11 protein-coding genes are annotated in these 16,664 nt (G+C 62.3%); 5 read left to right on the top strand and 6 right to left on the bottom strand.

Annotated features, from left to right (window positions below; all coding sequences use genetic code 11):
• Positions 1 to 53 precede the first annotated feature (53 nt).
• Entirely contained in the window at positions 54 to 1,106 is a 1,053-nt protein-coding gene (locus ACHMXK_RS13960; protein ID WP_397441158.1) for a quinone-dependent dihydroorotate dehydrogenase, read from the bottom strand.
• Positions 1,107 to 1,185: 79 nt separating this feature from the next.
• Here ACHMXK_RS13960 and rpiA point away from each other — a divergent pair, with 79 nt between their 5' ends.
• Positions 1,186 to 1,857 carry a ribose-5-phosphate isomerase RpiA gene (gene rpiA / locus ACHMXK_RS13955; RefSeq protein ID WP_397441157.1) on the top strand — a complete coding sequence of 224 codons (672 nt, stop codon included), beginning with the start codon at positions 1,186 to 1,188 and terminating at the stop codon, positions 1,855 to 1,857.
• A gap of 511 nt (positions 1,858 to 2,368) precedes the next feature.
• On the opposite strand, the gene ACHMXK_RS13950 is transcribed toward rpiA, so the two are convergent.
• From ACHMXK_RS13950 to ACHMXK_RS13940, 3 genes are all read right to left on the bottom strand, one after another.
• Entirely contained in the window at positions 2,369 to 3,031 is a 663-nt protein-coding gene (locus ACHMXK_RS13950; RefSeq protein WP_397441156.1) for a glutaredoxin family protein, read from the bottom strand.
• An 18-nt stretch (positions 3,032 to 3,049) separates the two neighbouring features.
• A complete protein-coding gene (locus ACHMXK_RS13945; protein ID WP_397441155.1) occupies positions 3,050 to 5,125 on the bottom strand; it encodes a M3 family metallopeptidase in 2,076 nt (691 codons plus the stop codon).
• Between the two features lie 100 nt (positions 5,126 to 5,225).
• Positions 5,226 to 5,702 (bottom strand): YhbY family RNA-binding protein, encoded by a 477-nt coding sequence (locus tag ACHMXK_RS13940; RefSeq protein ID WP_397441154.1) that lies wholly within the window; start codon positions 5,700 to 5,702, stop codon positions 5,226 to 5,228.
• 32 nt (positions 5,703 to 5,734) lie between these two features.
• On the opposite strand from ACHMXK_RS13940, the gene ACHMXK_RS13935 reads away from it, so the two are divergent.
• The 4 genes from ACHMXK_RS13935 (at position 5,735) to glmM (ending at position 10,975) form a co-directional block, all read left to right on the top strand.
• On the top strand, positions 5,735 to 6,430 hold the full coding sequence (locus tag ACHMXK_RS13935) for an RlmE family RNA methyltransferase (RefSeq protein ID WP_397441153.1): 696 nt from the start codon (positions 5,735 to 5,737) through the stop codon (positions 6,428 to 6,430).
• 124 nt (positions 6,431 to 6,554) lie between these two features.
• On the top strand, positions 6,555 to 8,474 hold the full coding sequence (gene ftsH, locus ACHMXK_RS13930; RefSeq protein ID WP_397441152.1) for an ATP-dependent zinc metalloprotease FtsH: 1,920 nt from the start codon (positions 6,555 to 6,557) through the stop codon (positions 8,472 to 8,474).
• A 75-nt stretch (positions 8,475 to 8,549) separates the two neighbouring features.
• Entirely contained in the window at positions 8,550 to 9,416 is an 867-nt protein-coding gene (gene folP, locus ACHMXK_RS13925; RefSeq protein WP_397441151.1) for a dihydropteroate synthase, read from the top strand.
• A 224-nt stretch (positions 9,417 to 9,640) separates the two neighbouring features.
• The gene (gene glmM, locus ACHMXK_RS13920; RefSeq protein WP_397441150.1) at positions 9,641 to 10,975 is read left to right on the top strand and encodes a phosphoglucosamine mutase; all 1,335 of its coding nucleotides are present in this window, start codon (positions 9,641 to 9,643) and stop codon (positions 10,973 to 10,975) included.
• Between the two features lie 830 nt (positions 10,976 to 11,805).
• Here the strand turns inward: glmM and ACHMXK_RS13915 are convergent.
• Entirely contained in the window at positions 11,806 to 13,392 is a 1,587-nt protein-coding gene (locus tag ACHMXK_RS13915) for an efflux transporter outer membrane subunit (RefSeq protein WP_397441149.1), read from the bottom strand.
• Between the two features lie 16 nt (positions 13,393 to 13,408).
• Entirely contained in the window at positions 13,409 to 16,663 is a 3,255-nt protein-coding gene (locus ACHMXK_RS13910; protein WP_397441148.1) for an efflux RND transporter permease subunit, read from the bottom strand.
• Between the last annotated feature and the right edge of the window lies 1 nt (position 16,664).

Raw genomic sequence — 16,664 nt, 5'->3', positions numbered from 1 at the left:
GCGTTTTTTTTTTGCTACCAATTAAATAGCTGCTTGCGCCCTTGTTGATTGGGCTAGCGGCTGTTTTTAACGGCCAATGCGGCCTGCTGCACGAGTTCCGGGCCTTTGTAGATAAGGCCGGTGTAGATCTGCACCACGTCGGCGCCGGCCTTGATTTTGGAGACCGCGTCCGCGCCGCTGAGCACGCCACCCACACCGATGATGGGGAAACTTTTGCCCAGTGCCGCGCGCAACTGGCCGATCACGCGGTTGCTGGCCGCCAGCACCGGTGCGCCGCTCAGGCCGCCGGCTTCTTCCGCGTGGGGCATGTCTTTGACGGCGTCGCGGTTCAAGGTGGTGTTGGTGGCGACCACACCGTCCATGGCGTGGCGCTTGAGTGTGGCGGCAATCACGTCGACCTGGGCTTCGTCGAGGTCGGGCGCGATTTTCACGAAGAGGGGCACGCGTTTGCCGTGTTGTGCGGCCAGGGTTTCGCGGCGCTCGGCGATACGACCCAGCAAGGCGTCCAGGGCCTCGTCGCTTTGCAGCGCGCGCAGGTTTTTGGTGTTGGGGCTGGAGATGTTGACCGTCACGTAGTCGGCATGCGGGTAGACACCGTCCAGGCAGATCAGGTAGTCGTCCACCGCGTTTTCAATCGGCGTGGCGGCGTTTTTGCCGATGTTCAGGCCCAGCAGCAGCGGGTTTTTGTTGTTTTTGCGGCGGAAGGTGGAGGTTTGCACATTGGCGATAAAGGCATCCAGCCCATCGTTGTTAAAGCCCAGGCGGTTGATCAGGGCCTGGGCCTGCGGCAGGCGGAACATGCGCGGCTTGGGGTTGCCCGGCTGCGCCTTGGGTGTGACGGTGCCGACTTCCACAAAGCCAAAACCCATGCCGGCCAGGCCGTCGATGCAGCGGGCGTTTTTGTCCAGCCCGGCGGCCAGGCCGACGCGATTCGGAAACTTCAGGCCGGCCAGCTCGATGGGGTCGTTCACGCGGTTGCTGCAATAGGCCAGTGCCAGCGGCGTGTGCTGGGTGCGCGCCAGCGAGGCCATGGTCAGTTCGTGGGCGGTTTCCGGGTCCAGGCCAAATAAAAATGGGCGGGCGAGAGCGTAAGGGAGCAGGGACATTGGATAATTTGCTTTGTTCTGTGCGACAAGCCCATTGTCGCAAAACCCCACCCACTGACCGCAACCCGAGCCTTTTGCCATGACCCAAGACGAACTCAAAACACTGGTGGGCCAAGCGGCCCTGCATTATGTCGAGCCCGGCACCATCGTCGGCGTCGGCACCGGCTCCACCGTCAATAAATTTATCGATGCGCTGGCCAGCATCAAACACACGATTGCCGGCGCCGTGTCCAGTTCGGTGGCATCGACCGAGCGGCTGAAAGCGTTAGGCATCCAGGTGTTTGAAGCCGGCGAGGTCGATGAGCTCGCCGTTTACATCGACGGCGCTGACGAGATCGACCACGCCGGTTACATGATCAAGGGTGGCGGCGCGGCGCTGACGCGCGAAAAAATCGTGGCCGCCCAGTCGCGCAAGTTTGTCTGTATTGCCGACGAATCCAAGCTGGTGCAGGTGCTGGGCCAGTTTCCGCTGCCCGTGGAAATCATTCCCATGGCCACACAACGCATAGCCCGCGAGTTTGCGGCGCTGGGCGGCACGGCCACCGTGCGCCTGAAAGACGGGCATCCGCTGCTGACCGACAACGGTCAACACATTCTGGATGTGACCGGCCTGAAGATCAGCGATCCGCTGGCCTTTGAGTCGCAGGTCAACCAGTGGCCAGGCGTGGTGACGGTGGGGGTGTTTGCGTTGCAAAAGGCCAGCGTTTGTTTGTTGGGGACGGCTGACGGGGTTAAGACGTTGACGTTTTAAGGCGCTGGCCGGTTCAGGCTTGCCTTGAATCGGTTGTTTGTTGTTTGCCCGTAGGCCGGGGTTGCCCGGCGGCAACTTACTTTTCTTTTGCGTCGCCAAAAGAAAAGTAAGCAAAAGAAAAGGCGACCCTGCTGTCTGCGACCCCTTCGCTGGCGCTCAGGGGCAACCTGCGGTGCTCGGTCCAGTCGGGGTCGAGCTCGAACTCGCCTTCGGCTCAGACAATCGCTCGCCCTGATCCGACTGGCCCTGCGCTCCTCGGCGCAGACAGAAGGGGTGGGTTCGGATTCGGGGATGGATTCCGGCATGCGCCGGAATGACAAGCGGGGACTGTCATTCATGCACGCGGACGCAGCACACAAGGCCAAATGAAGTCCCCCTCCATCGCCCAGCGGGGCGAGGGAGGGGTTAGGGGTGGGAGTGGGGAGTCCAACCTACTGCCCAAGGCAAACCACCAACGCAGCGTGATGCCGAACGATGGTCTCCGCCCGGGGCGGGGCAGCACGGGGAAGGCCTAGAAACGAATACCGGAAGGATTGTTCGCGCTGGGCGGTGGTGCGACGGGTGTTGTTGCTGGTTCGGCCGACCGTGCTGCGCTGTCATTGCGAGCGGCAGGCGCGGCCGCTGGGGCATTGACTGTCACCAGGGGGGTGGCTGCCGCCTGGCGGTAGCTGGCGGGCAGCACCGAGGATTTGGGGTAACCGGCGGCGTCGAGAAATTGCGTCCATTCCGCGTCCGAGAAACCCTTGAGTTGCTGGCTGCCAATGGTCAGGAACGGCAGCGAGCTGTCGCCGCTCATACGTTGCAGCGCCTGTGTGTCTTCAAAGGTCTTGACGGTTTTTTCTGCGAAGGGAATGCCGCGGGCGGTCAGCATGGACTTGGCCGAGGTGCAGGGGCCGCAGTTGTCGCCGGTGTACAGGGTCACCGGGTACTGGCCGGCGACCTTGCGCAACTCAAAAGGCAGGGACGCGCTGGCGCCCCCTTTGCTGCCATCAGCCGACCCTGAGGTGACTTTGGCATTGGTGGTGGCGGGCGGAGGCTGGTCGGAGAAGGTGACCTTGCCGTCGGGGCCGACGATGCGGTACACCGGCTGGGCCTGGGATGCAGAAGAGAAAAGGCCTGTAGCCAGCACCAGCAGGGCGCTGCCAGCTGCAAATTTGATAGCGGTCGATGTCATGCTTGCTCCAAGGTCGGGTCAGGCCATGCCCTGGTGGCGCAGCAACGCGTCGATGGTTGGTTCGCGGCCGCGGAAAGCCTTGAACGATTCCATCGCCGGGCGGCTACCGCCCGCTTCCAGAATGGCCTGGCGGTATTTTCTGCCAGTTTCGACCCTGACCGTGCTGGGTGCGGCGTCTACATCGGTGTTTTGGCCTGCCACTGTGGTGTTTTTCGCACTTTCCTCAAAGGCTGCATAAGCATCGGCCGACAGCACTTCCGCCCATTTGTAGCTGTAATAACCGGCCGCGTAACCGCCGGAAAAAATGTGGCTGAAGGTGTGTGCCGTGCGGCTGTAGGCTGGCGGCGTGATCAGGGCGTAGTCCTTGCGCACATGGTTGAGCAAGACCATCACGTCGTCGCCGGGCTGGTATTGCGTGTGCAGCAACATGTCGAACAGCGAAAACTCAATCTGGCGCAAGGTCTGCATGCCGCTCTGGAAGTTTTTGGCGGCCAGCATCTTGTCGAACAGTACGCGCGGCAGCGCAGCGCCCGTGTCCACGTGGGCCGTCATGTGTTTGAGCACTTCCCACTCCCAGCAGAAGTTTTCCATGAACTGGCTGGGCAGCTCGACCGCGTCCCACTCGACGCCGCTGATGCCGGAAACATCGCGCTCGTTGACCTGGGTCAGCATGTGATGCAAGCCGTGGCCGAACTCGTGGAACAAGGTGGTCACGTCGTCATGCGTCAGCAGCGCGGGCTTGCCACCCACACCATCGGCGAAATTGCAGACCAGGTGCGCCACGGGCGTTTGCAGCTTGCCGGTGTCGGGGCGCAACCAGCGCGCGCGCACGTCGTCCATCCAGGCGCCGCCGCGTTTGCCGGTGCGGGCCGGCTGGTCCAGGTAAAACTGGCCGACCAACTGGCCGTCGCGCTCGATGCGGTAAAACTCGACGCCGGGCTTCCACACTGGCGCGCTGTCAGGGCGGATCGCCACTTCAAACAGGGTCTCGACAATCTTGAACAGACCTGCCAGCACCTTGGGCGCGGTGAAATATTCTTTGACTTCCTGCTCGCTGAAGGCGTAACGCGCTTCCTTGAGTTTTTCGCCGATGTAGGCGAAATCCCAGGGCTGCGGATCGGCCAGGCCCAGTTGTTGGGCGGCAAATTCGCGCAGGTCGGCCACGTCCTTGACGCCATAAGGCTTGGCGCGCCGGCCCAGGTCGTGCAGGAAGCTGATGACTTGTTCGGGCGAGTCGGCCATCTTGGCCACCACCGACACCTCGCCGAAATTGCGATAACCCAGCAACTGAGCTTCTTCCAGGCGCAGCGCCAGGATTTCCTGCATCACGGCGCTGTTGTCAAACTTGCTGAATTCTGCGGGCGCCTGGTCGCTGGCGCGGGTGCTGTAGGCCTTGTACAAGGTCTCGCGCAGGGCGGAGCTGGCCGCAAACTGCATGACCGGCAGGTAGCTGGGCATTTTCAGCGTCAGCTTGTAACCGTCTTTGCCTTCGGCCTGGGCTTGCGCACGGGCGGTTTGAATCACATCGGCCGGCACGCCGGCCAGTTCGCTTTCGGTTGCGTAATAGGCGTAAGCATCGGTCGCGTCCAGCGCGTTTTCGCTGAACTTCTGGCTCAGTTCGGCCTGGCGCTCCTGGATGACTGCAAAACGCTCCTTGGCGGCGCCCACCAGCTCGGCACCCGACAGCACAAAGTTGCGCACGGCGTTTTTATGCGCCTGGCGTTGTTCGGCGTTCAAGCTGGCCGCGTCAATGGCCTTGTATTTGGCATACAGCCGCTCGTCGGCGCCCAGACGGGTCCAGAACTCGGTGACACGGGGCAGGGCGGCGTTGTAGGCGGCGCGCAGCTCGGGTGTGTCGGCCACGCTGTTGAGGTGGCTGACGGCCCCCCAGGCGCGGCTCAGGTTCTCGGTGGCAATGTCCAGCACCCCGGCGATGTCGGTCCAGCGCGCCGGAAATGCCGGCGCGGTGACCTGCGCCAGGGCTTTTTCGGCCTCTGCCAGCAAGACGTCGACCGCGGGGCCGACATGCTCGGGCTGGATGCGGTCAAACAGGGGAAGGTCGGAAAAGTCGAGCAGCGGGTTCTGTGAGGTCATGGCTGTTAGCTGTGGGCGGTGGCGCCAAATCTAAAGAGACAGGAGAAATGGAAAAACGAACGCCGGACAGGCCCGGCGTTTGCCCGGTGCGAACAGGGGCTTAGTCCTGCGACCGTTTCTTGAGACTTTGCAGCTTGGGCTTTTTGGCGCGTTTGACGGTGCCGCCCGGTGTCAGGCGCTGGTTGCCCAGTACGCGGAGGATTTTGACCTCGGGGCGCTGGCCGTAACGCGAGCTGTTTTTCAGCACTTTTACATCGCGCGGGGCGGCCATGCGGTCTTCGTTGATCTTTTTTTCCTTGGGGGGCATGGGCCGCCACATCACCAGCAACTTGCCGATGTGCTGGATGGGCGCGGCGTTCAGCTCGGTGGTCACGGTCTGGAAAATCGCCTCGCGGCCGGCGCGATCGTCGGACTGCACGCGGACTTTGATCAGTCCGTGGGCCTTCAGCGCGGCGTCGATTTCCTTCGTAACGGCAGCGGTCAAGCCGTCCGCGCCGATCATCACAACGGCGTCCAGATGGTGTGCATCGGCGCGGTGATCTTTGCGCTGGGCGGGGGTAAGTAGTATTTGAGCCATACCCTGATTATCGGTGAGAGGACAATACACGCATGAAAGTAAATATAAAAAGCAAAAAGGTCAATAGAGCGTGGTTAAACGACCACGTGAACGATACCTATGTGAAACTGGCAAAAAGAGAAGGTTATCGGGCGAGGGCGGCATACAAGCTCAAGGAGATTGACGATACCTTTGGCCTGATCAAACCCGGCCATTGCGTGGTGGACCTGGGCAGCGTGCCCGGCGCCTGGAGCCAATATGCCCGCCGCAAGCTCTCGCCTGCGGGCGCCGCGGCTGGCGCGCTGAACGGGCGTATCGTGGCACTGGACATCCTGCCCATGGAGCCGATCGAGGGCGTGGTTTTTATCCAGGGCGACTTTCGCGAGCCCGAGGTCTTGCAGCAACTGGAGCAGACCTTGAGCGCGGATCAGGGTTTTACCAAGGTGGATGTGGTGGTCTCCGACATGGCGCCCAATCTGTCGGGCATAGACTCGGCCGATGCGGCCCGCGTGGCGCATCTGGTGGAACTGGCCGTGGAATTTGCCGTGAGCCACCTCAAACCCGAGGGGGCGCTGGTGGCCAAGCTGTTTCACGGCGGCGCTTACAGCCCGCTGGTCAAGCTGTTCAAGGACACTTTCAAGGTGGTCAAACCGTTCAAGCCCAAGGCCTCGCGCCCCAACTCGTCGGAGACCTTTCTGGTCGGCATAGGCCTGAAAACCGCCGCGAAAACGCCCAATTCAGCGGCCTGAACCGGGAAAATTTACGCAATCCCGCTTTAAACCAAGGGATGTCCCCTGCCGTTATGGCGGTTCTCGCCCTTGAAACGCCTAAAATCAGGCGCATGTGCCTTTTGTTCCTCTATCGGAGTCATCCTTGAACAATCAGTGGTTTTCCAAAATTGCAATCTGGCTGGTGATCGCCATGGTGCTGTTCACCGTTTTCAAGCAATTTGATACACGCGCAGGCGCTGGTACCAATTACCTGGGTTATTCCGATTTCCTGGAAGAGGTGCGTGGCAAACGCATCAAGTCCGCGACCATCGCTGAAGGCCAGGGCGGCACCGAAATTGCTGCCGTCACCACCGATGACCGCAAAATCCGCACCACTGCGACCTATCTGGACCGCGGACTGGTCGGCGACCTGATCGCCAATGACGTGAAATTCGACGTCAAACCCCGTGAAGAAGGCTCCTTGCTCATGACCCTGCTGGTCAGCTGGGGCCCGATGCTGCTGCTGATTGGCGTGTGGGTTTATTTCATGCGGCAAATGCAGGGTGGCGGCAAGGGCGGCGCGTTCAGCTTCGGCAAGTCCAAGGCGCGCCTGCTTGACGAATCCACCAATCCTGTGACTTTTGCCGACGTGGCCGGTTGCGACGAGGCCAAGGAAGAGGTCAAGGAAGTAGTCGATTTCCTGAAAGACCCCAGCAAGTTCCAGAAACTGGGCGGCCGTATTCCACGTGGTCTGTTGCTGGTTGGCCCTCCCGGCACGGGTAAAACCCTGCTCGCCAAGAGCATTGCCGGTGAAGCCAAGGTGCCTTTCTTCTCGATTTCCGGTTCCGACTTCGTTGAAATGTTCGTCGGTGTGGGTGCTTCCCGCGTTCGCGACATGTTCGACAATGCCAAGAAAAACGCGCCCTGCATCATCTTCATCGATGAAATCGACGCGGTGGGCCGCCAGCGTGGCGCCGGCCTGGGCGGTGGCAACGATGAACGCGAACAAACCTTGAACCAGATGCTGGTCGAGATGGACGGTTTTGAAACCAATGTGGGCGTGATCGTGGTGGCTGCCACCAACCGTCCCGACATCCTGGACGCCGCCTTGCTGCGCCCCGGCCGTTTCGACCGCCAGGTGTATGTGACGCTGCCCGACATCCGTGGCCGCGAGCAGATTCTCAATGTGCACATGCGCAAGGTTCCCTTGGGCCAGGACGTCAGCCCGCTGGTGATCGCCCGCGGCACCCCTGGCATGTCCGGCGCCGATCTGGCCAACCTTTGCAACGAAGCCGCCCTGATGGCCGCGCGCCGCAGTGCACGCACCGTCGAGATGCAGGACTTCGAAAAAGCCAAGGACAAGATCCTGATGGGCCCCGAGCGCAAGAGCATGGTGATGCCCGAGGAAGAGCGCCGCAACACGGCCTACCACGAGTCCGGCCACGCCCTGATCGGCAAGATGTTGCCCAAGTGCGACCCGGTGCATAAAGTGACCATCATCCCGCGCGGCCGTGCCCTGGGTGTGACCATGAGCCTGCCGGCGCAAGACCGCTACAGCTACGACCGCGAATACATGCTGAGCCAGATCAGCATGTTGTTTGGTGGCCGTATTGCCGAAGAAGTCTTCATGCACCAGATGACGACCGGCGCCAGCAACGACTTTGAACGTGCCACGGCGCTGGCCAGGGACATGGTCACGCGTTATGGCATGAGCGAGGCACTGGGCCCCATGGTCTACGCCGAGAACGAAGGCGAAGTGTTCCTGGGCCGTTCGGTGACTAAAACCAACAATATGAGCGAGTCGACCCTGAAAAAGGTCGATGACGAAGTGCGCCGCATCATTGATCAGCAGTACGCCGAGGCGCGCAAGCTGATTGAGGACAACCAGGACAAGATCCACGCGATGGCCAAGGCCCTGCTGGAATGGGAAACCATCGACGGCGACCAGCTCGACGACATCGTAGCTGGCAAGGAGCCGCGTCCGCCCAAAGACTGGACGCCACGCAATCCCTCGGTGGGTGGCGGCGACCCCAGCGGGGGCACCCCGGCGGTCAGCACCGATCCGGCGCCCACAGCGGCCTGATAGCTTTTAAATACATCCAACAACCGGGGCCTGTCCCCGGTTTTTTTATAAATGGCCCTGCTTCAGGAGCATGGAATGATCTGGCAAACCTCCCGCTTTCAAATTGACCTGAGCCAAGCCCGTGTCATGGGCATCGTCAATGTCACGCCAGACTCGTTTTCAGACGGCGGCAAATATTTCTCTGAGGGCGGTGCCCAGCGGGCCGCGTTTGCCCACTGCGAGCAACTGATCAAGGACGGCGCCGACATGCTGGACATAGGCGGCGAGTCCACCCGTCCTGGCGCGCCACCGGTGCCGCTGGAAGAAGAACTGGCGCGTGTCTTGCCGGTTGTTCGCCATGCCGCCACCCTGGGCGTGCCGGTCTCGGTGGACACCTACAAGCCGCAAGTCATGGCCGCCGTGCTGGACCTGGGTGCCGACATCGTCAACGACATCTGGGCCTTGCGCCAACCGGGCGCTGCGGCCATCGTGGCCGCACACCCGACTTGTGGCGTTTGCCTGATGCATATGCACCGCGAGCCGCAGACCATGCAGGCCGCGCCCATGGAGGGCGATGTGGTGCCGCAGGTGTTGTTGTTCCTCGAGCAGGTCGCCAAAGACCTGCAGGCGCTGGGCGTGGCCGCCGGCCGCATCGTGCTGGACCCGGGCATCGGGTTTGGCAAAACCGTGGCGCAGAATTTTGCCTTGCTGGCGCGCCAGCGCGAACTGCTGGCGGCCGGTTATCCGCTGCTGGCCGGCTGGTCGCGCAAGTCATCGCTCGCAGCCGTCTGTAGCAGCTCTCTGGACAACGGCGCCCCGCTGGACATCGCGGACCGCATGGTGCCCAGCGTCACGGCGGCCGTGCTGGCGGTGGACAGAGGCGCAGGTATTGTGCGTGTGCACGATGTGCGGGAGACTGTGCAGGCCCTCAAGGTCTGGTCGGCCGCCTCGGGGACGCCATAAATCCGATGCTCGGGCGCATGGCGGTACGGAACGTAAGCGAACATCTGGTGTTTGGCGGTGCTCGGAATCCTCATGCACCGAAGTGCATTCCAGTTCCTGCGCGCCGGGCGCCTTGCCTTGCATCCCGAGAATCGAATTTCTGCTGCCCCCGGTTGTGATTTTTTCGAAAACCACACTCTAAAATCACTGTTATCAATAACAAGATACTCCAGGGACAAACAACTATGACCAGAAAATACTTTGGCACCGATGGCATTCGCGGCACGGTGGGGCAGGCGCCGATTACCCCCGACTTTGTGCTGCGCCTGGCCCATGCGGTCGGCCACGTTCTGAAAAAGACTGAAACCCGGCCCACGGTGCTGATCGGCAAAGACACACGTATTTCCGGCTACATGCTGGAAAGCGCACTCGAGTCGGGTTTTAATTCCGCCGGCGTGGACGTGGTGCTGCTGGGACCGCTGCCCACACCGGGTGTGGCCTACCTCACGCGGGCCCAGCGCGCCAGCCTGGGTGTGGTCATCAGCGCCAGCCACAACGCCTTTGCCGACAATGGCATCAAATTTTTCAGCGCCCAGGGCAGCAAGCTGGACGACGCCTGGGAGCTGGCGGTGGAAGCCGCGCTGGAGGAGGCGCCCGTGTGGGCGGATTCGGCCACGCTGGGCAAGACACGCCGGCTGGACGATGCGGCCGGGCGTTACATCGAATTTTGCAAAAGCACATTCGCCCATGACCTGACGCTCAAGGGCCTGAAAATCGTCGTCGATGGCGCCCATGGCGCGGCCTATCAGATTGCCCCCATGGTGTTTCATGAACTGGGCGCCGAAGTCATCGCCATCGGCTGCGCGCCCGACGGCCTGAACATCAACCACGAAGTCGGCGCCACCCATCCCGAAGCGCTGATAGCCGCGGTCAAGGCCCACCAGGCCGACTACGGTATTGCGCTGGACGGCGACGCCGACCGGCTGCAGATGGTGGACGCCGATGGCCGCCTTTTCAATGGCGACGAGGTCTTGTACCTGATGGTGGCCGAGCGGCTGGCACGCGGCGAAAAAGTGCTAGGCACCGTCGGCACGTTGATGACCAATATGGCGGTCGAAGTCGCGCTGAAAGCCAGGGGTGTCGAGTTTGTACGCGCCAAGGTCGGCGACCGTTATGTGCTTGAAGAATTGGAGAAAAAAGGCTGGCTGCTGGGCGGTGAAGGTTCGGGCCACCTGCTGGCGCTGGACAAACACAGCACCGGCGACGGCCTGATCAGCGCCTTGCAGGTCTTGCAGGCTTGTGTACGCAGCGGCAAACCCCTGGCCCAGTTGCTGGCCGAGGTGACGCTGTTTCCGCAGACGCTGATCAATGTACGCCTGAAGCCGGGGCAGGACTGGACCCGCAGCGCCTTGCTGGCATCGGAGACCCTGGCCGTGCAGGCTGAGTTGGGCGATAACGGTCGCGTGCTGATTCGTGCCAGCGGCACCGAGCCGCTGCTGCGGGTGATGGTGGAAGCGCGGAATGCGGGGCAGGCGCTGGCCTGTGCCGAGAGGCTGGTTGCTGCGGTCAAGGCTTCCTGAACATCCTCTCGTGTCATCCCGGGCTTGGTTCGGGATCCATGTTCGTTGCCTACTTCAGCTTCTTGTAATTTGTGATTGCCTTCCTAGTCGGGGTGAGCGTTTTCCATGTATGAAAGCCACTTGCTTCTGACCAAGGACGCGGTTCCGAGGGCCAACAGCAAATACTGCGGCCAGCCGTCCACCGCATAAATACCCGCCAACCCCAACACCAATCCCAGTAGCACTAATTTGTTGGGTGAATACCACCAGCGCTTCTTCTCACCGGGACGGGAGGTCTGTTCGTTTGAATGGGGCATGCTGGCAATAGTACATGGGTCAATTCGGAAGCGAAGGCCACCTCAAAAAAGGTGGGGGTGAGGAAGCGATGGGGGCGCGAAGTCGGGATGGATTCCGGCCTTTGCCGGAATGACAAGGCATTGGGTCTGTCATCCCGGGCTTGATCCGGGATCCATGTGGACTCACTACTCAGGTTGTTTTGTAGCGCGGTAGCTCGCCAACAAGCCGGGGGTTGCCCGGCGGCAACTTACTTTTCTTTTGCTTCGCCAAAAGAAAAGTAAGCAAAAGAAAAGGCGACCCCGCTGTCTGCGTCCCTTCGCTGCGCTACGGGCAACCTGCGGTGCTCGGTCCAGCCGGGGTCTCGCTCGAACTCGCCTTCGGCTCAGACAATCGCGAGCCCTGATCCGTCTGGCCCTGCGCTCCTCGGCGCAGACAGAAGGGGGTGGGAATGGAAACGGAAGCATGGGGGCATGAGGCTGTCATTCATGCACGCGCTTGCAGCACACGCAGCCAAATGAAGTCCCCCTCCATCGCCCAGCGGGGCGAGGGAGGGGTTAGGGGTGGGAGCGGGGAGTCAGGCCTACTGCCAGAGGCAAACCACCAGCGCAGCGTGATGCCAATTCTTTGTAAAAATTTAAGAGATATAGAGCCCTAGCCCAATAAATACGGGCGCAAGAAGCTATCAATAAAAGAGCGGCTGAAGCAGCCGGACTATTTCCCCACCTGCCAGCCCCCCCCAGCGACTGGATCAGCGCCACGGCCGTGGTTTGCCGGTCTGACAGGGCTTGCGCCAGTGCGCTGCGGGCGCTGAGTGCGGTGGTTTGCGCGCTGATGACCTCGGTGTAGCTGACCTGGCCGCTGCGGTAGCGGTTGAGCAGCTGCTGCTCCACCAGATCGGCGGCTTCCGACGCCTGGCGCCGCAGCTCCTGCTGGGCCAGCAGCACGCGGGTGGCGGACAACTGGTCTTCCACGTCCTGGAAGGCAGCCAGCACCGCTTGCCGGTAACGGGCCACTGCCTGGTCCCGGCCGGCTGCGGCCTCGTCGACCCGCGCACTGGTCGCACCGGCATCAAACACCAGTTGCGCGGCTGATAAACCCAGCGACCAGACGTTGCTGGCGGTCTTGAACAGGTCGGCGACGCGGCTGGCGCCGGAGCCGCCCGAGGCGCTCAGGCTGATGCTGGGGAAATAAGCACTTTTGGCAATGCCGATCTGTTCGTTGGCCGAGGCCACACGGCGCTCCGCGCCCGCGATGTCGGGACGGCGCTGCAACAAGGTGGAGGGCACACCCACGGGGATTTCCGGCACCACCGGCTTCCAGGCCGCAAGCGGCGGCAAGCTGAAGTTGCCGGGCGCTTGCCCGACCAGCACGGCAATCGCATGTTCGAGCTGGGCGCGCTGACGCTGCAAACCGACGGCGGTGGCCTGGCCATTGGCCAGCTGGGTTTGCGCCTGCAACACGTCGGTTTTGGCGGCAATGCCGGCGGTGTAGCGGTTTTGTGTGATCTCCAGCGCGCGTGTGTAACCTTCGTTGGTGCTTTGGATCAGGGCCTGCTGGATGTCGGTCTGGCGCAAGGACAGGTAGTTGGTCGCCAGTTCGCCCTGGGCCGACAGCGTGGCCGAGGCCAGGTCGGCCGCGCTGGCCTGCGCGCCTGCCGTGGCGCTGTCCACCGCCCGGCCCAGGCGGCCCCAGACATCGGGCTCCCAGCTGCCGCCTATGCTGAGCTGGTAATTGTTGCCGGTGCGGCCGGGCGCGCCCGTGAGGAGGTTGCCGCTGCTACGCGCGCGTGTGGCGCCGCCATTGAGCGCCACGGAGGGAAATAGCGAGGCGCGCTGCTCACGCACCAGCGCACGGGCCTGAGCATAGGCGCCCACGGCCACGGCCACGTTTTGGTTGGACACCTCGACGCGGGAAGCCAGCTCGTCCAGCATCGGGTCGCCAAACAGCGACCACCAGGGGCCGCGCTCCAGCGTATCGGCGGGGGCCGCGGGCACCCAGCCTTCGGCCTCCTTGAAGGCACTGACCTCGGGCGTGGCGGGCAACTTGTAGGTGGGGCCGACGGCGCAGCCGCTGATCAATAGGGCCAGCGCGGCCAGAGCCGGCAAGGCATAGGGAGGTCTTGCCGCAAAAGTGAAATGCATGGACTGGTTCATAGGTTTACCCGGTTTGCAGTTCATCGGGATGATGGCTTAACTGGCGTTCGTAGGGGCTGCGGCGGCGCAGCTTGTCCATCAACACATAAACGACGGGGGTGGTCAGCAGGGTCAACAACTGGCTGGCGATCAAGCCGCCGATGATGGCGATACCCAGCGGCCGGCGCAACTCGGCGCCTTCGCCAAAACCGATGGCCAGCGGCAAGGCGCCCAGAATGGCGGCCATGGTGGTCATCAGGATGGGTCTGAAGCGCAGCAGGCAGGCTTCACGCACGGCTTCCATCGCTGTCAGGCCGCGTGCCCGTTCGGCTTCAATCGCAAAGTCGATGATCAGGATGGCGTTTTTCTTGACGATGCCTATCAGCAGGAATACACCGATCAGGGCGATCAGTGAAAAATCCAGGTTGAAGGCCATCAAGGCCAGCACGGCCCCGACGCCGGCTGACGGCAAGGTCGACAACACGGTGATGGGATGGACCAGGCTTTCGTAAAGAATACCCAGCACGATGTAGATCACGATCAACGCGGCCAGGATCAGCACCGGTTGCTGGTTTTGCGAGTCCTGTGCGTTGCGCGCCGTGCCCTGAAAACTGCCGCGCACATTGTTGGGCATGCCAATCTCGGCTTCGGCCAGCTTGACGGCCGCCTGGGCCTGCTGCAGCACAAAACCATCGGCCAGGTTGTAGGACACCGTGGTGGCGAGTTCGGCGTCCTGGTGGCTGACGGAAGAGGGCTTGGGATTTTCGGCAAAACGCGCGATGGCCGACAGCGGCACCATGGTGCCCATCGAGGAACTCAGCGCCTGGCCGGTGGACTGGTCGCGCAGAGCGGGGTTCACGATGTTGGTCAGGGATGAGGAGGCGGCCACGGCAGTGGCCGGCTGACTGATCACCACACCGGTGCCGTTGGCCGGCACGTAAATGTTTTTGAGCGACTCGGGGCTGCGTATAAAACGCGGCGCCACCTCCATGATCACGTGGTACTGGTTCAGGTCGGCATAGATGGTGGCGACCTGGCGCTGGCCAAAACCGTTGTACAGGGCGTTGTCCACGTCCTTGGAGCTGATGCCCAGACGGGCCGCGCTGTTCTTGTCCACCGTGACCATGGTTTCGACGCCGTTGTCCTGCTGGTCGGTGTCCACGTCGGTTAGGGCCGCCTGCAGTTTCATCTGGTCGGCCAGGCGCGAGGCCCATTGGCGCAGGTCGGCCGCGTTGTCGCCTTTCAGGGTGTACTGGTAGGTGGAATTGCTCGATCGGCCACCGCCGCGCAAGTCTTGCACCGGGTTGAGAAAAAGCGTCACCCCCGTGACTTTCGCCAGTTGCGGGCGCAGCCGTGCAATCACGGCCAGGCCGGAATCGGTACGCTGGTTGGCCGGTTTCAGGTTGATAAACATGAAACCGCCACCGGCGCGGCTACCGCCGGTAAAACCCACCACCGTGTCCACCGCCGGGTCGACCCGGATGATGTCCACCAGTTGTTTGAGCTTGCCCTGCATGGCCTGGAAGGAGATGCTCTGGTCGGCGCGCATGCCGGCGTTGATTTGCCCGGTGTCCTGCTGCGGGAAAAAGCCTTTGGGCACTTTCACAAACAGGAAAACATTGAGCCCGATCACCGCCAGCAACACCAGCATGACCAGCAGCTTGCTGCCCAGCGCCCAGTCCAGGCTGACCTCATAAGCACGAAGCACGTGTTTGAACATGTTTTCAAACCAGCGCGGGATAAAGGCCAAACGTCCCGGCTGCTTGCCGGGCTCGGCGTCGGTGTCCTTTTTGTTTTTGAGCAGCCAGGCACACATCATGGGTGTGGTGGTCAGCGAAATCAGCAGCGAGATCAACACCGCCACCGACAGTGTGACGGCAAATTCGCGGAACAGCCGCCCGGTCTGCCCGGCCATGAACAGCAAGGGGATAAACACCGCCACCAGGGACAGGCTGATGGACAGCACGGTGAAGCCGACTTCGCGCGCGCCCAGCAGCGCGGCCTTGAAACGGTCCATGCCGGCCTCGATGTGGCGGCTGGTGTTTTCCAGCACCACGATGGCGTCGTCCACCACAAAACCGGTGGCCACTGTGAGCGCCATCAGGCTCAGGTTGTTCAGGCTGAAACCCAGCAGGTACATCACGCCAAAAGTGCCGAGCAAGGACACGATGGTGGCCACCGCCGGAATGATGGTGGCGCGCGCGCTGCGCAAAAAAGCGCTGACCACCAGCACCACCAGCACAATGGAAATCACCAGGGTGAGTTCAATTTCGTGCAGCGAGGCCCGGATCGAGTTGGTGCTGTCCGAGGCCACGGCGAGGCGCACGTCCTGCGGCAACTGGGCCTGTAGCTCGGGCAGCAGGGCACGCACGCCATCGACGGTGGTGATCACGTTGGCATCGGGCTGGCGCGTGACCAGCACGATAACGGCGGGCTCGCCGTTAAACAGGCCTAAGGTGTTGGTGTTTTCAACCCCATCGATCACCTCGGCGACGTCGCTGAGCCGGATCGCGGCGCCGTTGCGCCAGCCCACGACCAGGCCCAGGTAATCGGCCGCCTTGAGCCCACCCGTCGCCGTGTTGGCGCCGGAATAAATCTGAAAACGCTGGCCGTTGCCTTCAATCGCGCCCTTGGGCCGATTCGCATTCGACGCCTGCAAGGCGGCGCGCACGTCCTCCATGCTGACGCCATAGCTGTTCAGGGCAAAGGGGATCAGCTCCACACGTACCGCGGGCAAGGAGCCGCCGCCCAGCTCGACATCACCGACACCCGGCACCTGCGAGATCTTTTGCTGCAGCAGGTTGGACACCTCGTCATAAATCTGTCCCGGCGGCCGGGTTTTGGAGGTGAGCGCCAGGATGATGACGGGCGCGGAGGCCGGGTTGGCCTTGCGGTAGGTCGGGTTGTTGCGCAAGGTGGCGGGCAGGTCCACACGCGAGGCGTTGATGGCGGCCTGCACCTCGCGCGCGGCCGCATCAATCTTGCGGTTCAGGTCAAACTGCAGGCTGATGCGGGTCGAACCGCTGCTGCTGGTCGACGTCATTTCGTTCACGCCCGAGATCACACCCAAACGCCGCTCCAGCGGTGTGGCCACACTGCTGGCCATGGTGTCAGGGCTGGCGCCGGGGATGGAGGCGCTGACCGAGATGACGGGGAAGTCGACCTGCGGCAGCGGGGAGACTGGCAGCACGAAGAAGGCGCCTATGCCAGCCAGCGCCAGGCCTATGGTCAGCAGGACGGTGGCGACGGGTCTTCTTACGAACGGTTCGGAGAGGTTCATT

The sequence above is a fragment of the Polaromonas sp. UC242_47 genome (genome assembly GCF_044452385.1).
Taxonomy (GTDB): domain Bacteria; phylum Pseudomonadota; class Gammaproteobacteria; order Burkholderiales; family Burkholderiaceae_C; genus Polaromonas.
The sequence above is the reverse complement of the archived record's forward strand: the minus strand, read 5'-3'. Positions and strand labels throughout refer to the sequence as shown.

Excerpts from the sequence above, each read along its gene's own strand:
- ACHMXK_RS13960 (WP_397441158.1), bottom strand. The coding sequence starts at position 1,106 with ATGTCCCTGCTCCCTTACGCTCTCGCCCGCCCATTTTTATTTGGCCTG.
- rpiA (WP_397441157.1), top strand. The coding sequence starts at position 1,186 with ATGACCCAAGACGAACTCAAAACACTGGTGGGCCAAGCGGCCCTGCAT.
- ACHMXK_RS13950 (WP_397441156.1), bottom strand. The coding sequence starts at position 3,031 with ATGACATCGACCGCTATCAAATTTGCAGCTGGCAGCGCCCTGCTGGTG.
- ACHMXK_RS13945 (WP_397441155.1), bottom strand. The coding sequence starts at position 5,125 with ATGACCTCACAGAACCCGCTGCTCGACTTTTCCGACCTTCCCCTGTTT.
- ACHMXK_RS13940 (WP_397441154.1), bottom strand. The coding sequence starts at position 5,702 with ATGGCTCAAATACTACTTACCCCCGCCCAGCGCAAAGATCACCGCGCC.
- ACHMXK_RS13935 (WP_397441153.1), top strand. The coding sequence starts at position 5,735 with ATGAAAGTAAATATAAAAAGCAAAAAGGTCAATAGAGCGTGGTTAAAC.
- folP (WP_397441151.1), top strand. The coding sequence starts at position 8,550 with ATGATCTGGCAAACCTCCCGCTTTCAAATTGACCTGAGCCAAGCCCGT.
- glmM (WP_397441150.1), top strand. The coding sequence starts at position 9,641 with ATGACCAGAAAATACTTTGGCACCGATGGCATTCGCGGCACGGTGGGG.
- ACHMXK_RS13915 (WP_397441149.1), bottom strand. The coding sequence starts at position 13,392 with ATGCATTTCACTTTTGCGGCAAGACCTCCCTATGCCTTGCCGGCTCTG.
- ACHMXK_RS13910 (WP_397441148.1), bottom strand. The coding sequence starts at position 16,663 with ATGAACCTCTCCGAACCGTTCGTAAGAAGACCCGTCGCCACCGTCCTG.